This window comes from Sphingomonas larreae, assembly GCF_051400595.1.
In the GTDB taxonomy this organism is placed as follows: Bacteria; Pseudomonadota; Alphaproteobacteria; order Sphingomonadales; family Sphingomonadaceae; genus Sphingomonas.
Map to the genome: position 1 here is coordinate 1031611 of NZ_JBLFFI010000001.1, position 17561 is coordinate 1049171.

Below are 17561 nucleotides of genomic sequence, written 5' to 3' on the forward strand. Positions count from 1 at the left end.
AGGTCAAGAGGGCAGAGCAACGATCCCGCCCCCCTCCTCTCACGCCAACGTGCGCACCTTGGCCTCGCGGTCCCAGTAACGCTGCTTGGCGGCGTCGACGAAGCGCTCGAGGTCGGTGACCCCCGCGTCGGGCTCCACCCCGGCCTTGTCGAGCAGCGGCTTCGACTCCGCATTGTGCCCGATCGCCTTAAGGTGGCCGAAGGCGTCCATCACCCATTGTACCGCGGCGCCTTCCTTCACCAGCTTGGCGCAGGCCTCGGCGGAGAGGATCACCGCGCAGGCGTCGACCGTCACCGAGGGCTGGCCGAACAGCTGCGCGTCCGCGGTCACGGTCGAGCCATCGGACAGCGGCACCTTGCCGACCTTGGGCGCGATCGTCAGCGGGTGGCCGCCCGCGCTCTTCACCGCGGCGATCAGCGAGTCATATTCCTCACGGTCGCTGCCGTCGGCGAAGAAGATGCCGACGGTGCGCCCTTCCAGCGTGTGCTTCTCGCGCGGGCCGCGCACGATCCGCAACGCGGGCGAGACCGGCATGTCCTGCACCGGCGCGGCGGTCGGTGAAGCATCCGGCAGATCGATCGCCAGCCCCTCGGCGACGCGGCGCGCCAGCTCCTCGTCGACGTTGCGCAGATTGGCGAGCTGCGCGGTGCGGATATGCGGCAGCGACACCTTGCTCAGCTCGAACACGAAGGCCGAGGCGATATGCGCCTGCTCGGCCGGGTCCATCGAGCGCCAGAACAGCCGCGCCTGCGAATAATGGTCGGCGAAGCTCTCCGCGCGGATGCGCAGCTTCGGTCCCTGCTCCTCGGCCGGAAAGGTCTTGAAGCCGTTCGCCGGGTCCTCGCGCGGGCCGCCGGGCTCGCCGGCGAGATGGAGGCTGTTGGGCTCGTAATTGGCGCGGCCCTTGGGCACCTGCATCTGCATGTGGCCGTCGCGCTGCATGTTCATGAACGGGCAGCCGCCGCCCTCCACCCGGCCCCTGGCCTGGTTGATCGGCAGCTGGTGCCAGTTGGTCGAGCCTAACCGCTTGATCTGCGTGTCCTGATAGCTGAACAGCCGGCCCTGCAGCAAAGGATCGTTGCTGTGGTCGATACCGGGCACCATGTGGCTCGGGCAGAAGGCGACCTGCTCGGTCTCGGCGAAGAAATTGTCGGGATAGCGATCGAGCACCATCTTGCCGACGATGCGCACCGGCAGCACCTCCTCGGGGATGATCTTGGTGGCGTCGAGCACGTCATAGGGTTGGCTGTTGGCGAACTCTTCGTCGAACAGCTGCACGCCGAGGTCCCATTCCGGATAGTCGCCGCGCTGAATTCGCTCGAACAGATCGCGGCGCTGGAAGTCGGGGTCGGCGCCGGCGATCTTTACCGTCTCGTCCCAGATCGTCGAGGCGAGGCCCGCGCGCGGCTTCCAGTGGAACTTGACGAAGGTGCTCTTCCCTTCCTTGCCGACAAAGCGGAAGGTGTGGATGCCGAACCCCTCCATCGTCGCGAAGCTGCGCGGCAGCGTGCGGTCCGACATCGCCCACATGATCATGTGGGTCGATTCGGGCATCAGCGAGATGAAGTCCCAGAAGGTGTCGTGCGCGGTCGCCGCCTGGGGATAGCCGCGATCGGCCTCCATCTTGGCGGCGTGGATCAGGTCGGGGAACTTCATCGCGTCCTGGATGAAGAACACCGGGATGTTGTTGCCGACGAGGTCCCAATTGCCCTGGCGCGTGTAGAATTTCACCGCGAAGCCGCGCACGTCGCGCGGTGTGTCGACTGAGCCCGCGCCGCCCGCGACGGTGGAGAAACGCACGAACACGTCGGTGCGCTGGCCCTTCTTCTGGAACAGGTCGGCGGCGGTGATGTCGGCGAGGCTGTCGGTCACCTCAAAATAGCCGTGCGCCGCGCTGCCGCGCGCGTGGACGATCCGCTCGGGGATGCGCTCGTGATCGAAGTGGTTGATCTTCTCGCGATAGACCTCGTCCTCCAGCAGCACCGGCCCGCGTGCGCCGGCCTTCAGCTGGTTCTGGTTGTCGCTGATCGGCATGCCGTGGTTGGTGGTGAGCACGGGATGGTCGGCGTCGGTTGTCTGGTGGGTCTCGCCGCCATTGCCGGGCGTGCGCAGGATCGTGTCGGTCATGGGGCCCTCGCTCTGAAACCCCGCCGACGCGCGCGGGTGCGGCGGGGTGCCATAGCGAAGCGGCGGACGCGCCGGAACGTTCCGCCGCGAAGGCGATCGCGATCAATGATGTGCGTAAAGGTGTAGTAGCGCGAGCGGGACGGCTCGACTCCGGTCCGCATCGAGCGCGTCGGCGGGCGCGGCCCGCCGCGCGCCGCTGCGTCAGAACCTCACCCGCACCGAGGCGCGATAGGCCTGATCGCGCACGTCCCGGCGACGCAGCGTGGTGTCCGCGCCCAGCGTCAGCGTCACGCGCCCGGTGTCGAGCGCGATTCCGGCGCCCAGCTCGCCCCAGTTGCGGTCGCGTCCGGGGAGCGCGAAGGCGACGTCGGTGCCAAGCACCGCGGCGAACGACCCGCCGAGCAGCGGCGACGGGTCGCGGAAGTCGTGCACCATGTAGACCGACGCCCACGGTCGCGCCCTGCTTCCCCCGGCCAGCGCCACGCCGGCGCGCCCCTGCACGCTCGCATAGCGCCGGCGATTTACCCGCAGCGCGGCGGCGCCGCCGGTCTCGCTCACCGGTCCCAGATCGAGCGCGCTCGCGCGCAGCGCCACGCGCGGCCCGACCCGCAGCGCCCCCACCGCACTATCGTGCCCGGCGCCGATCTCCGCGCCATAGGCCAGCGCGTGATCGTGGCTGCGCAAGGTGGCGACGCTGCCGACCAGATCGGCGCTGCGGCGGGTGGCGTGGCGCCACAGTCCGGCGCTCTCCTGCGTGTCGAGGTACAGGCCGTTGGCGGCGGCGAGCTTGCCGTAGAGCGTTCCCTGGTACAGCTCGCCTTCGGCGCTCTGCCCCGCCACCGCGGTGCTGCCGGTCACGCGCGTGAACGACAGGCCCAGCCCGACCAGGGCGCGGTCGTCGACCTCGGCCTCCAGCCCGCCGGCGAGATACCAGCCCGACAGCGGATCGCGGCCGCGCGGCGCGAGTGCGGTGCGGGTCGCGGCCGCGCTGCCGTCGAGATAGCCCGCCGCGAGATAGGCGGCGACGGTGTCGGGCAGGTGCGTCGGCGCCGTGATGGTGGCAGCGCTGTCGATCGCGACCGCAGGCTGGCCGGGCAGGCGCGCGGCCTCGGTCGCGGCGAGCTGGATCGGCTCGCCCGCGAGCGTCAGCTGCCCCGCCCCGGCGGCGCCGCGGCGCGGGTCGGCGGCGGCGAGCCGCGCGCGGTAGAAGCGCGCCATGTTGTCGAGCGCGAGCGCGCCGAGCGCGCGGTCGAGCCCCTCGGCGCGCGGCGCCAGCGCCTCCAGCGTGTGCTGGATCGTCGGCGCGTCCTGCAGATCGAGCACGTCGTACACGCCGGCGAGCGCCGCCTGGCGCGGCCGCGCGCGATCGAGCAGGGCGGCATAGCCGCGCTGCGCACGGGTCGACGCGACCACGTCGGCGTAGCGCCCGGCGTCGACGCGCGCCCGCACGCTCGTGTCGTCGTAGAGCAAGGTCGGCGTAAGGATCGCGCTCAGCCGGGCCGCCGAGTCGAAGCCGCCGGTCAGGCCCTCGTCGGCGGTGAGAAGCGTGTAGACGTCGGCGGCGCGAACGCGATGCCCCGCCACCGGCGCGAGCGCGACCGTACCGCCCAGGTTCGCCTTGCCCTCCACCGCGACCCGGTCGGCGCTGCCCGCCGCGCCGACGTCGATCAGCAGCAGGCTCTTCGACGCGAGCACCAGGTTGCCGCCGATCCGCAGCGTGCCGATCGTGCCCACCTTCCCCGGCGCGATCACGCCGGCGACGCTGGTGAGATAGGACGTCTCGATGCGCCCGCTGCCCGAGAGCTGGCCGGCGGTGAGCAGATAGTCGCCCGGCGTGGTCAGCGTGCCGTCGACATGGACGAAGCCGGCGAGCTGGTCGATCTCGATCAGGCTGGTGAGATGGCCGTCGGGCGAGACCGACAGCCGCGCGCCGCTGCCCGCGACGGTGAATTGGTCAACCGTGGCGCTGGTGTCGAGCGTGGTGGTGCCGGGCGCGGACAGCGTGACGTCGAAATAGCGCGCGCTGCGGTGCGTGGCGGAGTCGGGCTCGACGTTGTCGGGCACGAAGCCGGTCGCGCCCGGCAGGCCGTTGGCGAGCGTCGGCGCGGGGAGCGCGCCGCCGCTCGCGTACCTTTCCGCCCGGTCGAGGGGGTTGGCATTGGCATCGTCGCTCGCGGCACTCACCGCACGATCATGGTCGTAGCGGACGTGCGTGCGCACGTCGTAGCAGCGATCGACGCCGAGCGCGGGCTCCTGATCGCAGATCTGGCCGAACCGATGCGCGTCGGGCGCCAGCTCGGCACCGGGCGCGTCCGGCAGCGCGTTGACCAGCCCGTCGCTCACGATCACGCGGTACGCCGGGTCGACCCGCGTCTGCCAATGCGCGGGATCGCTCCACCGCCCGTCCCCCGCCAGCGCGCCGACGTAGCGGTACGGGTTATTGGCGACGATATAGTTCCAGTAGAGATAGAGCGGCTGATAGAAAGCGAAGGTGCCGTAGCTGCCCGGCGGCGTGTTGTCGGGCCAGCGCCCGGCTGAGAGCACGCCGATGACGGTCTTCTCGGCGTAGCGGCGATCGAGGATCAGCGGCCCGCCCGAGTCGCCGAACCCGGGCACGCCCTCAGCCGGCAGCGCGTCATCGCGGAAGACGTTGATGTCAGCCACGGCGCGCCGTCGCGGATCGTCGAAGTCGAGAAAATAGAGGTTCTGGTGCAGGCCCTCGCGCGCCATGCCGAGCTCGGCCTCGACCTCGTCGAGCGAGGTGAGCAGCCCGATCATGTTCTCCGCCGAGCGGCGGCGCAGGTCGAAACCGGTATAACCGCTACCGCCGTTGCCGTGAACGCCATAGCCGGTGACCGTCACATGGTAGCCCGTCCCGGTCGCGGCATCGATCGCGGCGGGCGCGGGCAAGGGCGAGAACAGCAACGTCCAGGTCGGGATGCCCTTTGCGGGCGCGTCGAGCGACCCGATCGCGATGTCCGCCTGCACGTCGGCGAGATCCATCCCCATCGTCACCGCACCGGGATGGTAGACGACCTGATTGAGCGAGAAGATCGCGTTGTCGGGGTGTGTCCGGTGCTGCCACTCACCTCTCGTCACCCATTGGTGAACGCTGGCTTGGTTGTCGGCCTTCAGCGCGAAGGCGACCGGCATCTGACCCGCGGCATTGCCGTACCGCCACGGGTCCTGCGGCGTGTCGCCGCCCTCCCCGTTCACGCAATGCGAGGCGAAGAGGACCGTGCGCGGGTTGATCAACGTGCCGGTGCAATAGCCGCTGGCCCAGCCGTGATCGACCACGATCTGCCCCACGCCGTTGATGGCGGCGGGATCGACCGCCTCGTCGGGCGTAATGGCGTCGACCACGGCGATATCGGGCCCACCGTCGAAGCGGCGCGACACCGCCTGCGGGCTCTCCTGCGCGGCGACCGGCAACGCGAGCAGCGCCGTGCTCAGCGAAAGGAGCGCCCGCACGCTCCGCACACCGGCTGCTCGCATCCGTCTTCCTTCCCGCGACCCGTTCTCAGGACGAGAGATAGAAGGACCGGCGTGGCTTGCCGGGCGGCGCGCCCACTTCCCTACCCGCTATGGGGCGCCACGTGCGCTCAATCCAGGTTCGGCCGCAGCAGCCGCGTCGCCTGCTGCACGTCGACGCCGAGCCGTTGCGCGTAATCCGCCACCTGGTCCTCGCCGATCCGCGCCACGCCGAAATATTCCGCCTGCGCGTGGCCGAAGTAGAAGCCGCTCACCGCCGCGGTGGGCAGCATGGCGTAGCTCTCGGTCAGCTCCAGCCCGACGTTCTTCTCGGCCTCGAGCAGGTCGAACAACGTGCGCTTGAGGCTGTGCTCGGGGCAGGCCGGATAGCCTGGCGCTGGGCGGATCCCGCGATATTGCTCCCGAATCAGCGCTTCGCCGGTCAGCTGCTCGTCGGGGGCATAGCCCCATAGCTCGGTGCGCACGTGCGCGTGGAGCCGCTCGGCGAACGCCTCCGCCAGCCGGTCCGCCAGCGCCTTGAGCAGGATGTCGTTATAGTCGTCGTTGTCCTGCTTGTAGCGCGCGAGATGCGAGTCGATGCCGTGGATGCCGACCGCGAAGCCGCCGATCCAGTCGCCCGCGGGGTCGACGAAATCGGCGAGGCACATGTTCGCCCGCCCCTCGCGCTTGGCGATCTGCTGGCGCAGGAACGGCAGCCGCGTCGAATGCTCGTTGCGGCGGTCGAGGTCGGGGGTGTGCATGCCTTCGGGCACGCTCGCGCCGTCGGGCGAGCGCGTGTCGACGCTGTGGCGGTCGTGCACCCACACGTCGTCGTCGTGGCGGTGGCACGGCCACAGCCCGGCGACCCCGCGCGCGGTCAGCCACTTCTCCGCGACGACGCGGTCCAGCATCGCGCGCGCGTCGACGTAGAGCGAGCGCGCGCTCTCCCCCACCACCGCGTCGTCGAGGATCGCGGGATAGTTGCCCGCCAGCTCCCAGGCGCGGAAGAAGGGCGTCCAGTCGATGTAATCGGCGAGGTCGGCGAGGTCCCAGTCGTCGTAGACGTGGACGCCGGGCCGCTTCGCCGGGGGCGCCTTGAGCGCCATGTCCGCTGCAAAGCCGCGCTTGCGCGCTTCTTCCAGCGGCAGCAGCGCGTTGGCGCCCTTGCCCTCGCGCGCGTCGCGCACCGCCTGATATTCCGCGGCGACACCGGCGACGAAGCCCTCCGCCTGGGTTTCCGACACCAGCGCGGTGGCCACGCCGACCGCGCGGCTGGCGTCGAGCACGTGCACCACCGGTCCGGTGTACGCCGGCGCGATGCGCAGCGCGGTATGGACCTTGGAGGTGGTCGCGCCGCCGATCATCAGCGGCATCGTCATGCCGGCGCGCTGCATCTCCTCCGCCACGGTCACCATCTCGTCGAGCGAAGGGGTGATCAGGCCGGAGAGGCCGATCATGTCGGCGTCCTGCTCGCGCGCGGTCTCGAGGATCTTGGACCAGGGCACCATCACGCCGAGGTCGATCACCTCGAAGCCGTTGCACTGGAGCACGACGCCGACGATGTTCTTGCCGATGTCGTGGACGTCGCCCTTCACCGTGGCGATCACCATCCGGCCCTTGCCGCGCTGCTCGGCGCCGCCCGCGGCCTTCTCCGCCTCGATGTACGGCAGCAGGTGCGCCACCGCCTTCTTCATCACGCGCGCGCTCTTCACCACCTGCGGCAGGAACATCTTGCCCGAGCCGAACAGGTCGCCCACCACGTTCATGCCCTGCATCAGCGGGCCCTCGATCACCTCGATCGGTCGGCCGCCGCGCGCCGCGATCTCGGCGCGCGCCTCCTCGGTGTCGTCGACGACGTGCGCGTCGATCCCCTTGACCAGCGCGTGCTCGAGCCTTTTGACCACGTCCCAGCCGCGCCACTCCTGCGCCGCCTTCTCGGCCACCGCGTCGGTGCCGCGGAAGCGCTCGGCCAGCGCGACCAGCCGCTCGCCCGCCTCGGGGTCGCGGTTGAGGATGACGTCCTCGCAGGCGGTGCGCAGCTCGGGGTCGATTGCGTCGTAAACGTCGAGCTGGCCGGCGTTGACGATCGCCATGTCCATGCCCGCGGGGATAGCGTGGTACAGGAACACCGAGTGCATCGCGCGGCGCACCGGCTCGTTGCCGCGGAACGAGAAGCTCAGGTTGGAGAGCCCGCCCGAGATATGGACGTGCGGGCAGCGCGCCTTGATCTCGCGGCACGCCTCGATGAAGTCGACCGCGTAATTGTTGTGCTCCTCGATCCCGGTCGCCACCGCGAACACGTTGGGATCGAAGATGATGTCCTCGGGCGGGAAGCCGATGCCGGTGAGCAGGTCATAGGCGCGCGCGCAGATCTCGACCTTACGCGCCTGCGTGTCGGCCTGGCCGACCTCGTCGAACGCCATCACCACCACCGCAGCGCCATAGTTGCGGCACAGGCGGGCGTGGTGGAGGAACTGCTCCTCGCCCTCCTTCATGCTGATCGAGTTGACGATCGGCTTGCCCGAGACGCATTTGAGCCCGGCCTCGATCACGCTCCACTTGGAGCTGTCGATCATGATCGGCACGCGCGCGATATCGGGCTCGGCGGCGATCAGCTTGAGGAAGGTGGTCATGGCGTGGTGTGCGTCGAGCAGCCCCTCGTCCATGTTGACGTCGACCACCTGCGCGCCGTTCTCGACCTGCTGGCGCGCGACCTCGACCGCGCGCGTATAGTCGCCCGCCATGATCATCTTCTTGAACGCCGCCGAGCCGGTGACGTTGGTGCGCTCGCCGACGTTGACGAAGCGGGTGGAGGAAGCGGTCATGTCATTCTCTCTAGCCCCTCCCTTCAGGAGCGGCAGGTTAAAACACGCCCAGCGTGTTTTTGGTTGGGCCGGGGGCCTAACCACCCTGCCGCTGGGTTGGGGTGGGGCGGTTCCTCGGGCGCGCCGGTCTCGGTGAGACGCCGACGCCCCACCCCGGCCCTCCCCTGAAGGGGAGGGAACGCCGTGTGTCACGCCGCCATGGTGAACGGCTCCAGCCCGGCCAGCCGCGTCTGCACCGGCGGCGCGGGGATCGCGCGCGGGGCGACGCCGCGGACGCGCTCGGCGATCGCGGCGATATGCGCCGGGGTCGAGCCGCAGCAGCCGCCCAGCACGTTGACCTGCCCCGCCTCGGCCCATTCCGCCACCAGCCCCGCGGTGGTCGCGGGCGCCTCGTCATAGGCGCCGAGCTCGTTGGGCAGGCCGGCGTTGGGATAGACCATGATCAGCGTGTCGCAGATCGCGCTCAGCGTGCGCACGTGCGGGCGCAATTGCTCCGCGCCGAACGAGCAGTTGAGCCCGACCGTCAGTGGCCTGGCATGCCGGATCGCGTGCCAGAACGCCTCCACCGTGTGCCCCGAAAGGTTGCGCCCGGAGAGGTCGGTCAGCGTCATCGACAGCATGATCGGCAGGTCGCGCCCGAGCGCCTCACCCGCCTCGATCGCCGCCATCACCCCGGCCTTGGCGTTGAGCGTGTCGAACACCGTCTCGATCAGCACGAAGTCGGCGCCGCCCTCGACCAGCGCGTCGATCTGCTCGCGGTACACGTCCTTCAGATAGTCGAAGTCGATCTCGCGAAAGCCGGGATCGTTGACGTCGGGGCTGAGCGACAAGGTCTTGTTGGTCGGCCCGATCGCGCCGGCGACGAAGCGCGGGCGGCCATCCTTTGCCTGGAACTCGTCGGCGAGGCGGCGGGCGAGGCGCGCGCTCTCGACGTTGATCTCGCGCACCAGCCCCTCGGCGCCGTAATCGGCCTGGCTGATGCGGTTGGCGGAGAAGGTGTTGGTCTCGGCGATGTCCGCCCCCGCCTCGAAATAGGCGCGGTGGATCGACTCGGGCACCTCGGGCTTGGTCAGCGCGAGGATGTCGTTGTTGCCCTTCTGGTCATGGCCGAGCGTCAGCGCGCCGGCATAGTCCGCCTCAGAGAGCTTCCAGTTCTGGATCTCGGTGCCGAAGGCGCCGTCGGTGATCAGGATCCGCTTCGCCGCCTCGGCGAGGAAGGTGTCACGTGGGGTCATGATAAGGTCCTGGCGGTCGTCATCGTTCGCGGAGCATCCGTCACCCCGGCGCAGGCCGGGCTCCAGCGTGCCGCGTTCAGCGCGGCGGTGGCGCGCGCGGCACCATGGATCACGGCCTGCGCCGGGATGACGGATGAGAGGTCGGGGGGCGTAGCGCTCACGCCGCCGCTGCCGCTTGCCGTGGTGCCGCGCGCACCCCCAACAGGTGGCAGATCGCGTAGCTCAGCTCGGCCTTGTTCATCGTGTAGAAGTGAAGCTGCTTGACCCCGCCGGCGTAGAGCTTGCGGCACAGCTCGGCCGCCACCGTTGCCGCGACCAGCTGGCGCGCCGCAGGCAGATCGTCGAGCCCCTCGAACAGCCGCACCAGCCAGCCCGGCACGTCGGTGCGGCACATCGCCGCCATCCGCTGCACGCCCGCGAAGCTGCCGATCGGCATGATGCCCGGCACGATCTCGGCCTGGATCCCCGCCGCCGCCGCCGCGTCGCGGTAGCGGAAGAAGGTCTCCGCCTCGAAGAAAAACTGCGTGATCGCGCGGTTGGCGCCGGCGTCGAGCTTGCGCTTGAGATTGTCGAGATCGCCCGCGAGATCGGCCGAGCTGGGATGGCATTCGGGATAGGCCGCCACCGAGATCTCGAACGGGTGCAGCCGGCGCAGCCCCGCCACCAAAGCGGCGGCATTCTCATAGCCGCCGGGGTGCGGCGCATAGTCCGCCGCGCCCGCGGGCGGGTCGCCGCGCAGCGCGACGATGTGGCGCACCCCCGCGGCCCAATATTCCTGCGCCACCACGTCGATCTCCTCGCGGGTCGCCTCGACGCAGGTGAGATGCGCCGCGGCGGGCACCGCGGTCTCGCGCGCGATCCGCGCGACGGTGGCGTGGGTGCGGTCGCGCGTCGACCCGCCCGCGCCATAGGTGACCGAGAGGAAGCGCGGCCCGAGCGGGCAAAGCGTCTCGATCGACTGCCACAAGGTCTCTTCCGACTTCTCGCTCTTTGGCGGCGAGAACTCGAAGCTGACGTCCACGTCGCCGCCGACGTCGGCGTAGAGCGGCGCGTCCAGCGCGCGGCGCGCTTCCTCGAGCTGGTTGACCGAGAATGTCATGCCGCCTTCACCTCTCGCCACGGCTCGCCGGCCTTCCGGCCGAGCCACAATTTCACCGTCAGTTCGCCGCCCTCGAGCGTCTCGACGCGCGCCGCCGCCACCCCCGCCGCGGCGAACCAGCCCTCGATCTGCGCGTCCGAAAAACCCAGCCGCGTATGCGCGTCGCGCGCGCGCAGTTCCTCGCGGTCGTGCGGCGCGAAGTCCGCGATCAGCAGCCGCCCGCCCGGCGCCAGCACCCGCGCCGCCTCCACGATCGCGGCGCCGGGCTGCTGCGCGAAATGCAGCACGTGGTGCAGGATCGCCACGTCCGCGGCGCCGTCGCCGAGCGGCAGCGCGTAGAGATCGGCCTGGCGCAGCTCGGCGTTGGCGAGCCCGCGCTCGCCCAATTTGGCGCGCGCCAGCCGCAGCATCTCGCTGCTCTTGTCGATTCCCAGCGCGTGGGTGGCGCCGGGCGCGAACAGCTCGATCATCCGCCCGGTGCCGGTGCCGATGTCGATCAGCCGCCCGAGCGGCGCGTCGGCGAGCACGTCGCGCATCGCCGCCTCCACCTGCTCTTCGGCGACATGGAGCGAGCGGATCGCGTCCCACTCGCGCGCATTCGCCTCGAACCAGCCCGCCGCCGCCGCGGCACGATCGGCGCGCACCGCGGCGAGCCGCGCGAGATCCGCCGCGGCCTCCCCGGTGACGCCAAGCGAGTCGAGCGCGGCGAGCACGGGGGCGAGCCGCTCGCGATCGCCGAGCGCGACGAACACCCAGCTGCCCTCCTTGCGCCGCTCCGCCAATCCGGCGTCGCACAGGATCTTGACATGGCGCGACACGCGCGGCTGGCTCTGTCCCAGCACCTGCGCCAGCTCGCCCACCGACAATTCCATCGCGCCGAGCAGCGCGACGATGCGCAGCCGCGACGGGTCGGCGAGCGCGCTGAAGATGGCGAGGGCGTATTTCATCCGGCGAGTAGATATAAAGATATCTTTATATGAGGTCAAACGAAGGATGGCGGTCCGCACGGACGGTCCGCGGCACCGCGGCCGCGGAGTCCGCCCGATAGCCCGGCTCGCCCCGCGCAAATGCAAAGTTGCTGGCGAAGCACGCCGGGCCGCCTCACCTCGCATGCCATGAAGACCCCTCCCTTCACCGTGCAGGTGTTCGCCGGCATGGCGATCGGCGTCGCGCTCGGTTTCGCCGCGCGCGACCTGCCCGCGCTCGCCGAGGCGCTGCGCCTCACCGGCGAGAGTTTCGTCCAGCTGCTCAAGGCGCTGGTGGTGCCGCTGGTGTTCACCGCAATCGTTGCCTCGATCGCGGCGCTGCGCGATCTCGGCAATGCCGCGCGGCTGGTCGGCCAGACCTTGCTATGGTTCGCGGTCACCGCGCTGATCGCGGTGACGATCGGGCTCACGCTCGGCACGCTGATCGAGCCCGGGCTGCGCAGCGGGGTCGACCCGTCCGCCGCCGCGCTGCCCGCCACCACCGGCTCGTGGCTCGACTTCCTGCGCGGGCTGATCCCGGGCAACTTTCTGGGGCTTGAGGCAAGCACCAAGCTCGCCGACGGTGGCGCCACGACGAAGCTGGGGTTCAACGTGCTCCAGCTGATCGTCGTCGCGATCGCAGTCGGTGCCGCGGCGGTGAACGTCGGCGATGCGGGCAGCGCTTTTCTCGCCGCCAACGCCTCGCTGCTGGCGATCTTCCGCCGCCTGCTGCGCTGGGTGGTGAAGCTCACGCCGATCGGCACCGCGGGGCTGATCGGCACCGCGATCGTGCGCTATGGCTGGTCGTCGCTCGCTGCGCTCGGCAGCTTCGCGGGAACGGTCTACCTCGGGCTCGCGCTGGTGCTGTTCCTGGTCTATCCCGCGCTGCTCGCGCTCAACCGGCTCTCGGTGTCGCGCTTCTTCGCCACCGCCTGGCCAGCGATCCAGCTCGGCTTCGTGTCGCGCTCCTCGATCGCGACCCTGCCCGTCACCGAGGATGCGGCCGAGCGCGCCGGCGTGCCGCGCGACTATGCCGCCTTCGCGGTGCCGTTCGCCGCGACCACCAAGATGGACGGCTGCGCCGCGGTCTACCCCGCCGTGGCGGCGCTGTTCGTCGCGCAATATTACGGCATTGCGCTGCACGCCTCGGACTATGTGCTGGTGGCGCTGGTGTCGGTGATCGGCTCTGCCGCAACCGCGGGGCTGACCGGCGCGCTGGTGATGCAGACTCTGACGCTCACCACGCTCGGCCTGCCGCTGGAGGGCGCCGGGCTGCTGCTTGCGGTCGATCCGATCATCGACATGGGACGCACCGCGGTGAACGTCGCGGGGCAGGTGCTGGTGCCGCTGATCGTCGCCCGGCGCGAGAACATGCTGGTGGCGGAGGGCACCATGGCGCCGCAGCCTCGCCACGATACGGTGCCGGCCTGACGCCGACCTGATCGAAGTGAACTCCTTGTCGCCTGCGACGTTCGTGGGCGACAGAAGGAGATCGATGCCATGAAGAAGGCCCTGCTCGCCGCGCTGGCGCTCGCCACCGCCACCACCCCGATGCTCGCCCCCGCCGCGCAGGCGCAGCGCAGCGACCGTGACGGCGACTATCGCTGGCACGGCGACGACCAGAATTGGGACCCGTCGCGCGACTATCGCCGGGGCAACAGCCGCCGCGCGCGCGCGCTCGGCCGTGACGATCAGATCTATCGCGGGCGCGATGGCCGCGCTTATTGCAAGCGCAACGACGGCACCACCGGGCTGGTGATCGGCGGCGTCGGCGGCGGCGTGCTGGGCAATCTGGTCGGCGGCGGCACGCTGGGCACGCTGCTCGGTGCGGGCGGCGGCGCGCTGCTCGGGCGCTCGATCGATCGCGGCAAGGTGAAGTGCCGTTGAGGTGAGGACGTTGCCTCGCTGAGGCAGCGGCTTTCGCCTCTCCCCTCCCCTTTAGGGAGGGACCGGGGGTGGGGCGCTTCCGCGAGTGACGCGTTCGCGGAGACGCCCCACCCCAACCCCTCCCCTCAAGGGGAGGGGCTATTCTGGGCAAACGCGATGTCGCGCACTCCGTTGCCGTGCCGGTGGAAGCGCCGCCCCGTCAGATCCCGCCCTCTTCCAAGCTCAGCAGCGTCGCGTTGCCGCCCGCGCTGGTGGTGTCCACCGACACCGCGCGCTCCGCGCAGAAGCGGTACAGGTACAACGGCCCGCCCGCCTTGGGCCCGGTCCCCGACAGCCCCTCGCCGCCGAACGGCTGCGACCCTACCACCGCGCCGATCATCGAGCGGTTGATGTAGAGATTGCCTACCGCGGCCGCCGCCTCGGTGACCTCGGCCGCGCGCGCGATCCGGCTGTGCAACCCCATCGTCAGGCCATAGCCCTTGGCGTTGACCCGCGCGATCGTCTCCTCCAGCGCGCCCGCCTTCCACGTCGCGACGTGGAGCAACGGGCCGAACCACTCGCGGTCGAGCGCCTCGACCGAGTCGAGCCGGATCAGCGTCGGCGGCACGAACAGCCCCTCCGCGGGCGCCGGCACCGTCTTCACCCAGCGCGCGCGCGCCTGCTCGCGATAGGCCATCAGCCGGTCATAGGCGGCGCGGTCGATCACCGGGCCGACGTCGGTGCGCGGGTCGCCCGCGTCGCCGAGCGTCAGCAGGTCCATCGCGCCGGAGAGCATTTCGATCAGCCCCTCGGCGATATCCTCCTGCACCAGCAGCAGCCGCAGCGCCGAGCAGCGCTGCCCGGCCGAGCGGAACGCGCTGGTGACGACGTCCGCCACCACCTGCTCGGGCAAAGCGGTCGAGTCGACGATCATCGCGTTGATCCCGCCGGTCTCGGCGATCAGCGGCACGATCGGGCGGTCGTCGTCCGCCAGCAACGCGCGCGCGATCGAACGCGCCGTCGCGGTCGAGCCTGTGAAGGCCACGCCCTGGACGCGCGCGTCGCCAACCAGCGCGGCGCCGACCTCGGGCCCGCCCGGCACCAGCACGAGCGCGTCGCGCGGCACGCCCGCCTCATGCGCCAGCGCCACCGCCGCGGCGGCGATGCGCGGCGTCTGCGGCGCGGGCTTGGCGACCACGGTGTTGCCCGTCACCAGCGCGGCGACGGTCTGGCCGAGGAAGATCGCGAGCGGGAAGTTCCACGGCGCGATCGTCGCCCACACGCCGCGGCCTTCCAGGTGGAGCGTGTTGCGCTCGCCGGTCGGCCCGGGCAGCTCGACCGAGCCGAGCGTGGCGCGCGCCCGCGCCGCGTAGTAGCGGCAGAAGTCCGCCGCCTCGCGCACCTCGCCGATCGCGTCGGGGATGGTCTTGAACGCCTCCTGCACGCAGATCGCCATCAGCCGGTCGCGGTCGCGCTCGAGCAGGTCGGCGAGCCGGTCGAGGCAGTCGGCGCGCGCCGCGACCGGGGTCGTCTGCCACGCCGGGAAGGCCGCGCGCGCCCGCGTCACCGCGGCGGCGACGTCGGCCGTCGCCGCGGGCGCCGGCTCGGTCATCGGCCGGTTCACCGCGGCACGCGTGTCCTCCAGCACGACTCGGTCGCCGAGGTCGATCCCGCGCGAGTTGCGCCGCTCGGCGCCGAACAGCTCGGACGGCAGCGGGATGCTGGGGTGGCGCGTGCCGCCGACCGACGCGATCTTGGCGACCGGGTCGGCGAGGATGTCGGCCTCGCTCAGCCGCGCATCGGCGAGCTGGTGGACGAAGCTGGAGTTGGCGCCGTTCTCGAGCAGCCGGCGGACGAGATAGGCGAGCAGGTCGCGGTGACCGCCGACCGGCGCGTAGATGCGGCAGTGATAGCCCTGGTCGCGCACCAGCCGCTCGTACAGCCCGTCGCCCATGCCGTGGAGCCGCTGGAACTCGAAGTCGCGACCGTTGCCGGCCCATTCGACGATGGTCGCGACGGTCAACGCGTTATGGCTGGCGAAGGCGGGGCGGATGTAGCGCGCATCGAGCATGTCACGCGCCACCGCGAGGTAGCTCACGTCGGTCGCGGCCTTGCGCGTGAACAAAGGATAATCGTCGAGCCCCTCGACCTGGGTGCGCTTGATCTCGCTATCCCAATAGGCGCCCTTCACGAGCCGGACATTCATCAGCCGTCCGAGCGAGTCGGCCCAGGCCACCACCGGCCGCGCGCGCTTGCCATAGGCCTGCACCGCCATGCCGAACCCGTCCCAGTCGCGCAGCTGCGGGAGGGTGGCGACGGCGCCGATGATGTCGAGGCTCATCTCGAGCCGCTCGCTCTCCTCGGCATCGACGGTGAGCGCGATGCCGCGCGCCGCCGCCTGAAGGGCCAGCGCCTCGAGCATCCCGGTCAGCGCGGGCACGCACTCGTCCCAGCGGGCCACCTCGTAGCGCGGGTGGAGCGCGGAGAGCTTGACCGACACGGAGTGGCCCGCGCGCGGGTCGCTGCCCACCGCGTCGATCGCGTCGACATAGGCCTGGAAATAGCGCTCGGCGTCGGCGCTGGTGCGCGCCGCCTCGCCGAGCATGTCGAAGCTGGCGGTGAAGCCGCGGTGCTCGGGGCGGCGCATCCGCTTCATCGCCTCGTCGATGGTGCGACCCATCACGAAGATCTCGCCCATCATCCGCATCGCCGCGCCCACCGCCTGCCGCACGAACGGCTCGCCGGCGCGGCTCAGCAGCCGCTTGAGCGGGCCGGCCTCGCCCTCGCCCACCAGCGCGCGGCCGACCACCAGCCCCCAGGTGGCGGTGTTGACCAGCCGCGAGTTGGACTGGCCGGCGTGCGCGCGCCAGTCGGCGTCGCCCAGCTTGTCGGCGATCAGCAGGTCGGCGGTCTCGGGGTCGGGCACGCGCAGGAACGCCTCGGCGAGGCTGAGCAGCGCGACGCCCTCGGACGAGTTGAGGCGATATTCCTGGAGGAACTGGTTGACCCAGCCGAGCGCCTGCGCCGCGCGCAGGTCGGCGAGCAGCCCCGAGGCGGTGTCAACGATGCGCGCGCGCGACTCGGCGCCCGCCGCGGCGCGCTCCAGCAGCGGCTTTAGAACATCGGGTTCGCCGGCGCGATGGAGCGCACGGAGCTGGGCGAGAGTGGTAGACGGTACGGCAGCGGCCATCTTCGTGCTTTCGGTTCGTTGTGTCTTGCGGCGGCGGCGAGCCCGCGCCTAGACAGATGCGCGCGCTGTAGCGCGTCGCATGGCGGAGGGGAATCGCGGTGACCGTCGACGAGATGAGACAGGCGATCGGGCGCGAGACCGTCTCCGAGTGGGTCGAGGTCACCCAGCAGATGATCGACCGTTTTGCCGAGGCCACGGGCGACCACCAGTTCATCCACGTCGATCGCGAGCGCGCCGCACAGACCCCGTTCGGCACGACAATCGCGCACGGCTTTCTCACGCTGTCGCTGCTGCCGCTGCTGGCGGCGCGCACCCCCGACGCACCGCGGCTCGACGGCGCGGTGATGGGGGTGAACTACGGGGGCAACAAGGTGCGCTTCCTCGCGCCGGTGCCGTCGGGCTCGCGCATTCGTGCGCGCTCGGTGCTGGCCGATTTCGCCGAAAAGCGGCCGGGCGTCTATCAATACACCAATGCCACCACGGTGGAGATCGAGGGGCAGGACAAGCCAGCCATGGTAGCGGAGTGGATCACCCAGGTGTTCGTGTGAGGGGGGGCGAGCGAGCGGCGAAGCTCGCGCGAGTAGGGCTAGGCCCCTCCTGCTTTCATCCGTCATCCCGGACTTTGTCCGGGATCCACCCATCCGCGAACCAACCGGCCAGCGAGCGTGCGGCGCCGTGGATCCCGGACCAAGTCCGGGATGACGGCAGTTGGTGGGCCGGCTTCCCCTCAGGCTCGCCGCCACCTGTTGCACCGCCCCGCACCCCCTCCCCTTGACCCTCACC

10 protein-coding genes are annotated in these 17561 nt (G+C 70.7%); 3 read left to right on the forward strand and 7 right to left on the reverse strand.

Annotation, left to right across the window (positions count from 1 at the left end; translation table 11 throughout):
* Window positions 1–39 precede the first annotated feature (39 nt).
* The 6 genes from ACMGDM_RS04600 to ACMGDM_RS04625 form a co-directional block, all read right to left on the reverse strand.
* Window positions 40–2127: a catalase gene (locus tag ACMGDM_RS04600; RefSeq protein WP_436802926.1), complete on the reverse strand. Its 2088-nt coding sequence runs from the start codon at window positions 2125–2127 to the stop codon at window positions 40–42.
* Between the two features lie 201 nt (window positions 2128–2328).
* Window positions 2329–5598 carry an autotransporter domain-containing protein gene (locus ACMGDM_RS04605; protein ID WP_436802927.1) on the reverse strand — a complete coding sequence of 1090 codons (3270 nt, stop codon included), beginning with the start codon at window positions 5596–5598 and terminating at the stop codon, window positions 2329–2331.
* 131 nt (window positions 5599–5729) lie between these two features.
* Window positions 5730–8423, reverse strand: a complete 2694-nt coding sequence (metH, locus tag ACMGDM_RS04610; protein ID WP_436802928.1) for a methionine synthase — start codon at window positions 8421–8423, stop codon at window positions 5730–5732.
* Between the two features lie 188 nt (window positions 8424–8611).
* Window positions 8612–9658 carry a homocysteine S-methyltransferase family protein gene (locus ACMGDM_RS04615; protein WP_436802929.1) on the reverse strand — a complete coding sequence of 349 codons (1047 nt, stop codon included), beginning with the start codon at window positions 9656–9658 and terminating at the stop codon, window positions 8612–8614.
* A gap of 157 nt (window positions 9659–9815) precedes the next feature.
* Window positions 9816–10757 carry a methylenetetrahydrofolate reductase [NAD(P)H] gene (gene metF / locus ACMGDM_RS04620; RefSeq protein ID WP_436802930.1) on the reverse strand — a complete coding sequence of 314 codons (942 nt, stop codon included), beginning with the start codon at window positions 10755–10757 and terminating at the stop codon, window positions 9816–9818.
* Window positions 10754–11704, reverse strand: a complete 951-nt coding sequence (locus ACMGDM_RS04625; protein ID WP_436802931.1) for an ArsR/SmtB family transcription factor — start codon at window positions 11702–11704, stop codon at window positions 10754–10756. The genes metF and ACMGDM_RS04625 overlap by 4 nt, the downstream gene beginning before the upstream one ends.
* Window positions 11705–11872: 168 nt before the next feature.
* Here ACMGDM_RS04625 and ACMGDM_RS04630 point away from each other — a divergent pair, with 168 nt between their 5' ends.
* The gene (locus ACMGDM_RS04630; protein WP_436802932.1) at window positions 11873–13153 is read left to right on the forward strand and encodes a dicarboxylate/amino acid:cation symporter; all 1281 of its coding nucleotides are present in this window, start codon (window positions 11873–11875) and stop codon (window positions 13151–13153) included.
* Window positions 13154–13222: 69 nt separating this feature from the next.
* A complete protein-coding gene (locus ACMGDM_RS04635) occupies window positions 13223–13609 on the forward strand; it encodes a glycine zipper 2TM domain-containing protein (RefSeq protein WP_436802933.1) in 387 nt (128 codons plus the stop codon).
* Between the two features lie 199 nt (window positions 13610–13808).
* Here ACMGDM_RS04635 and ACMGDM_RS04640 read toward each other — a convergent pair whose 3' ends face one another.
* Window positions 13809–16778, reverse strand: a complete 2970-nt coding sequence (locus ACMGDM_RS04640) for an L-glutamate gamma-semialdehyde dehydrogenase (protein WP_436802934.1) — start codon at window positions 16776–16778, stop codon at window positions 13809–13811.
* A 113-nt stretch (window positions 16779–16891) separates the two neighbouring features.
* Between ACMGDM_RS04640 and ACMGDM_RS04645 the strand changes: the two genes are divergently transcribed.
* Entirely contained in the window at window positions 16892–17326 is a 435-nt protein-coding gene (locus ACMGDM_RS04645) for a MaoC family dehydratase (protein ID WP_436803627.1), read from the forward strand.
* The last annotated feature ends 235 nt before the right edge of the window (window positions 17327–17561 follow it).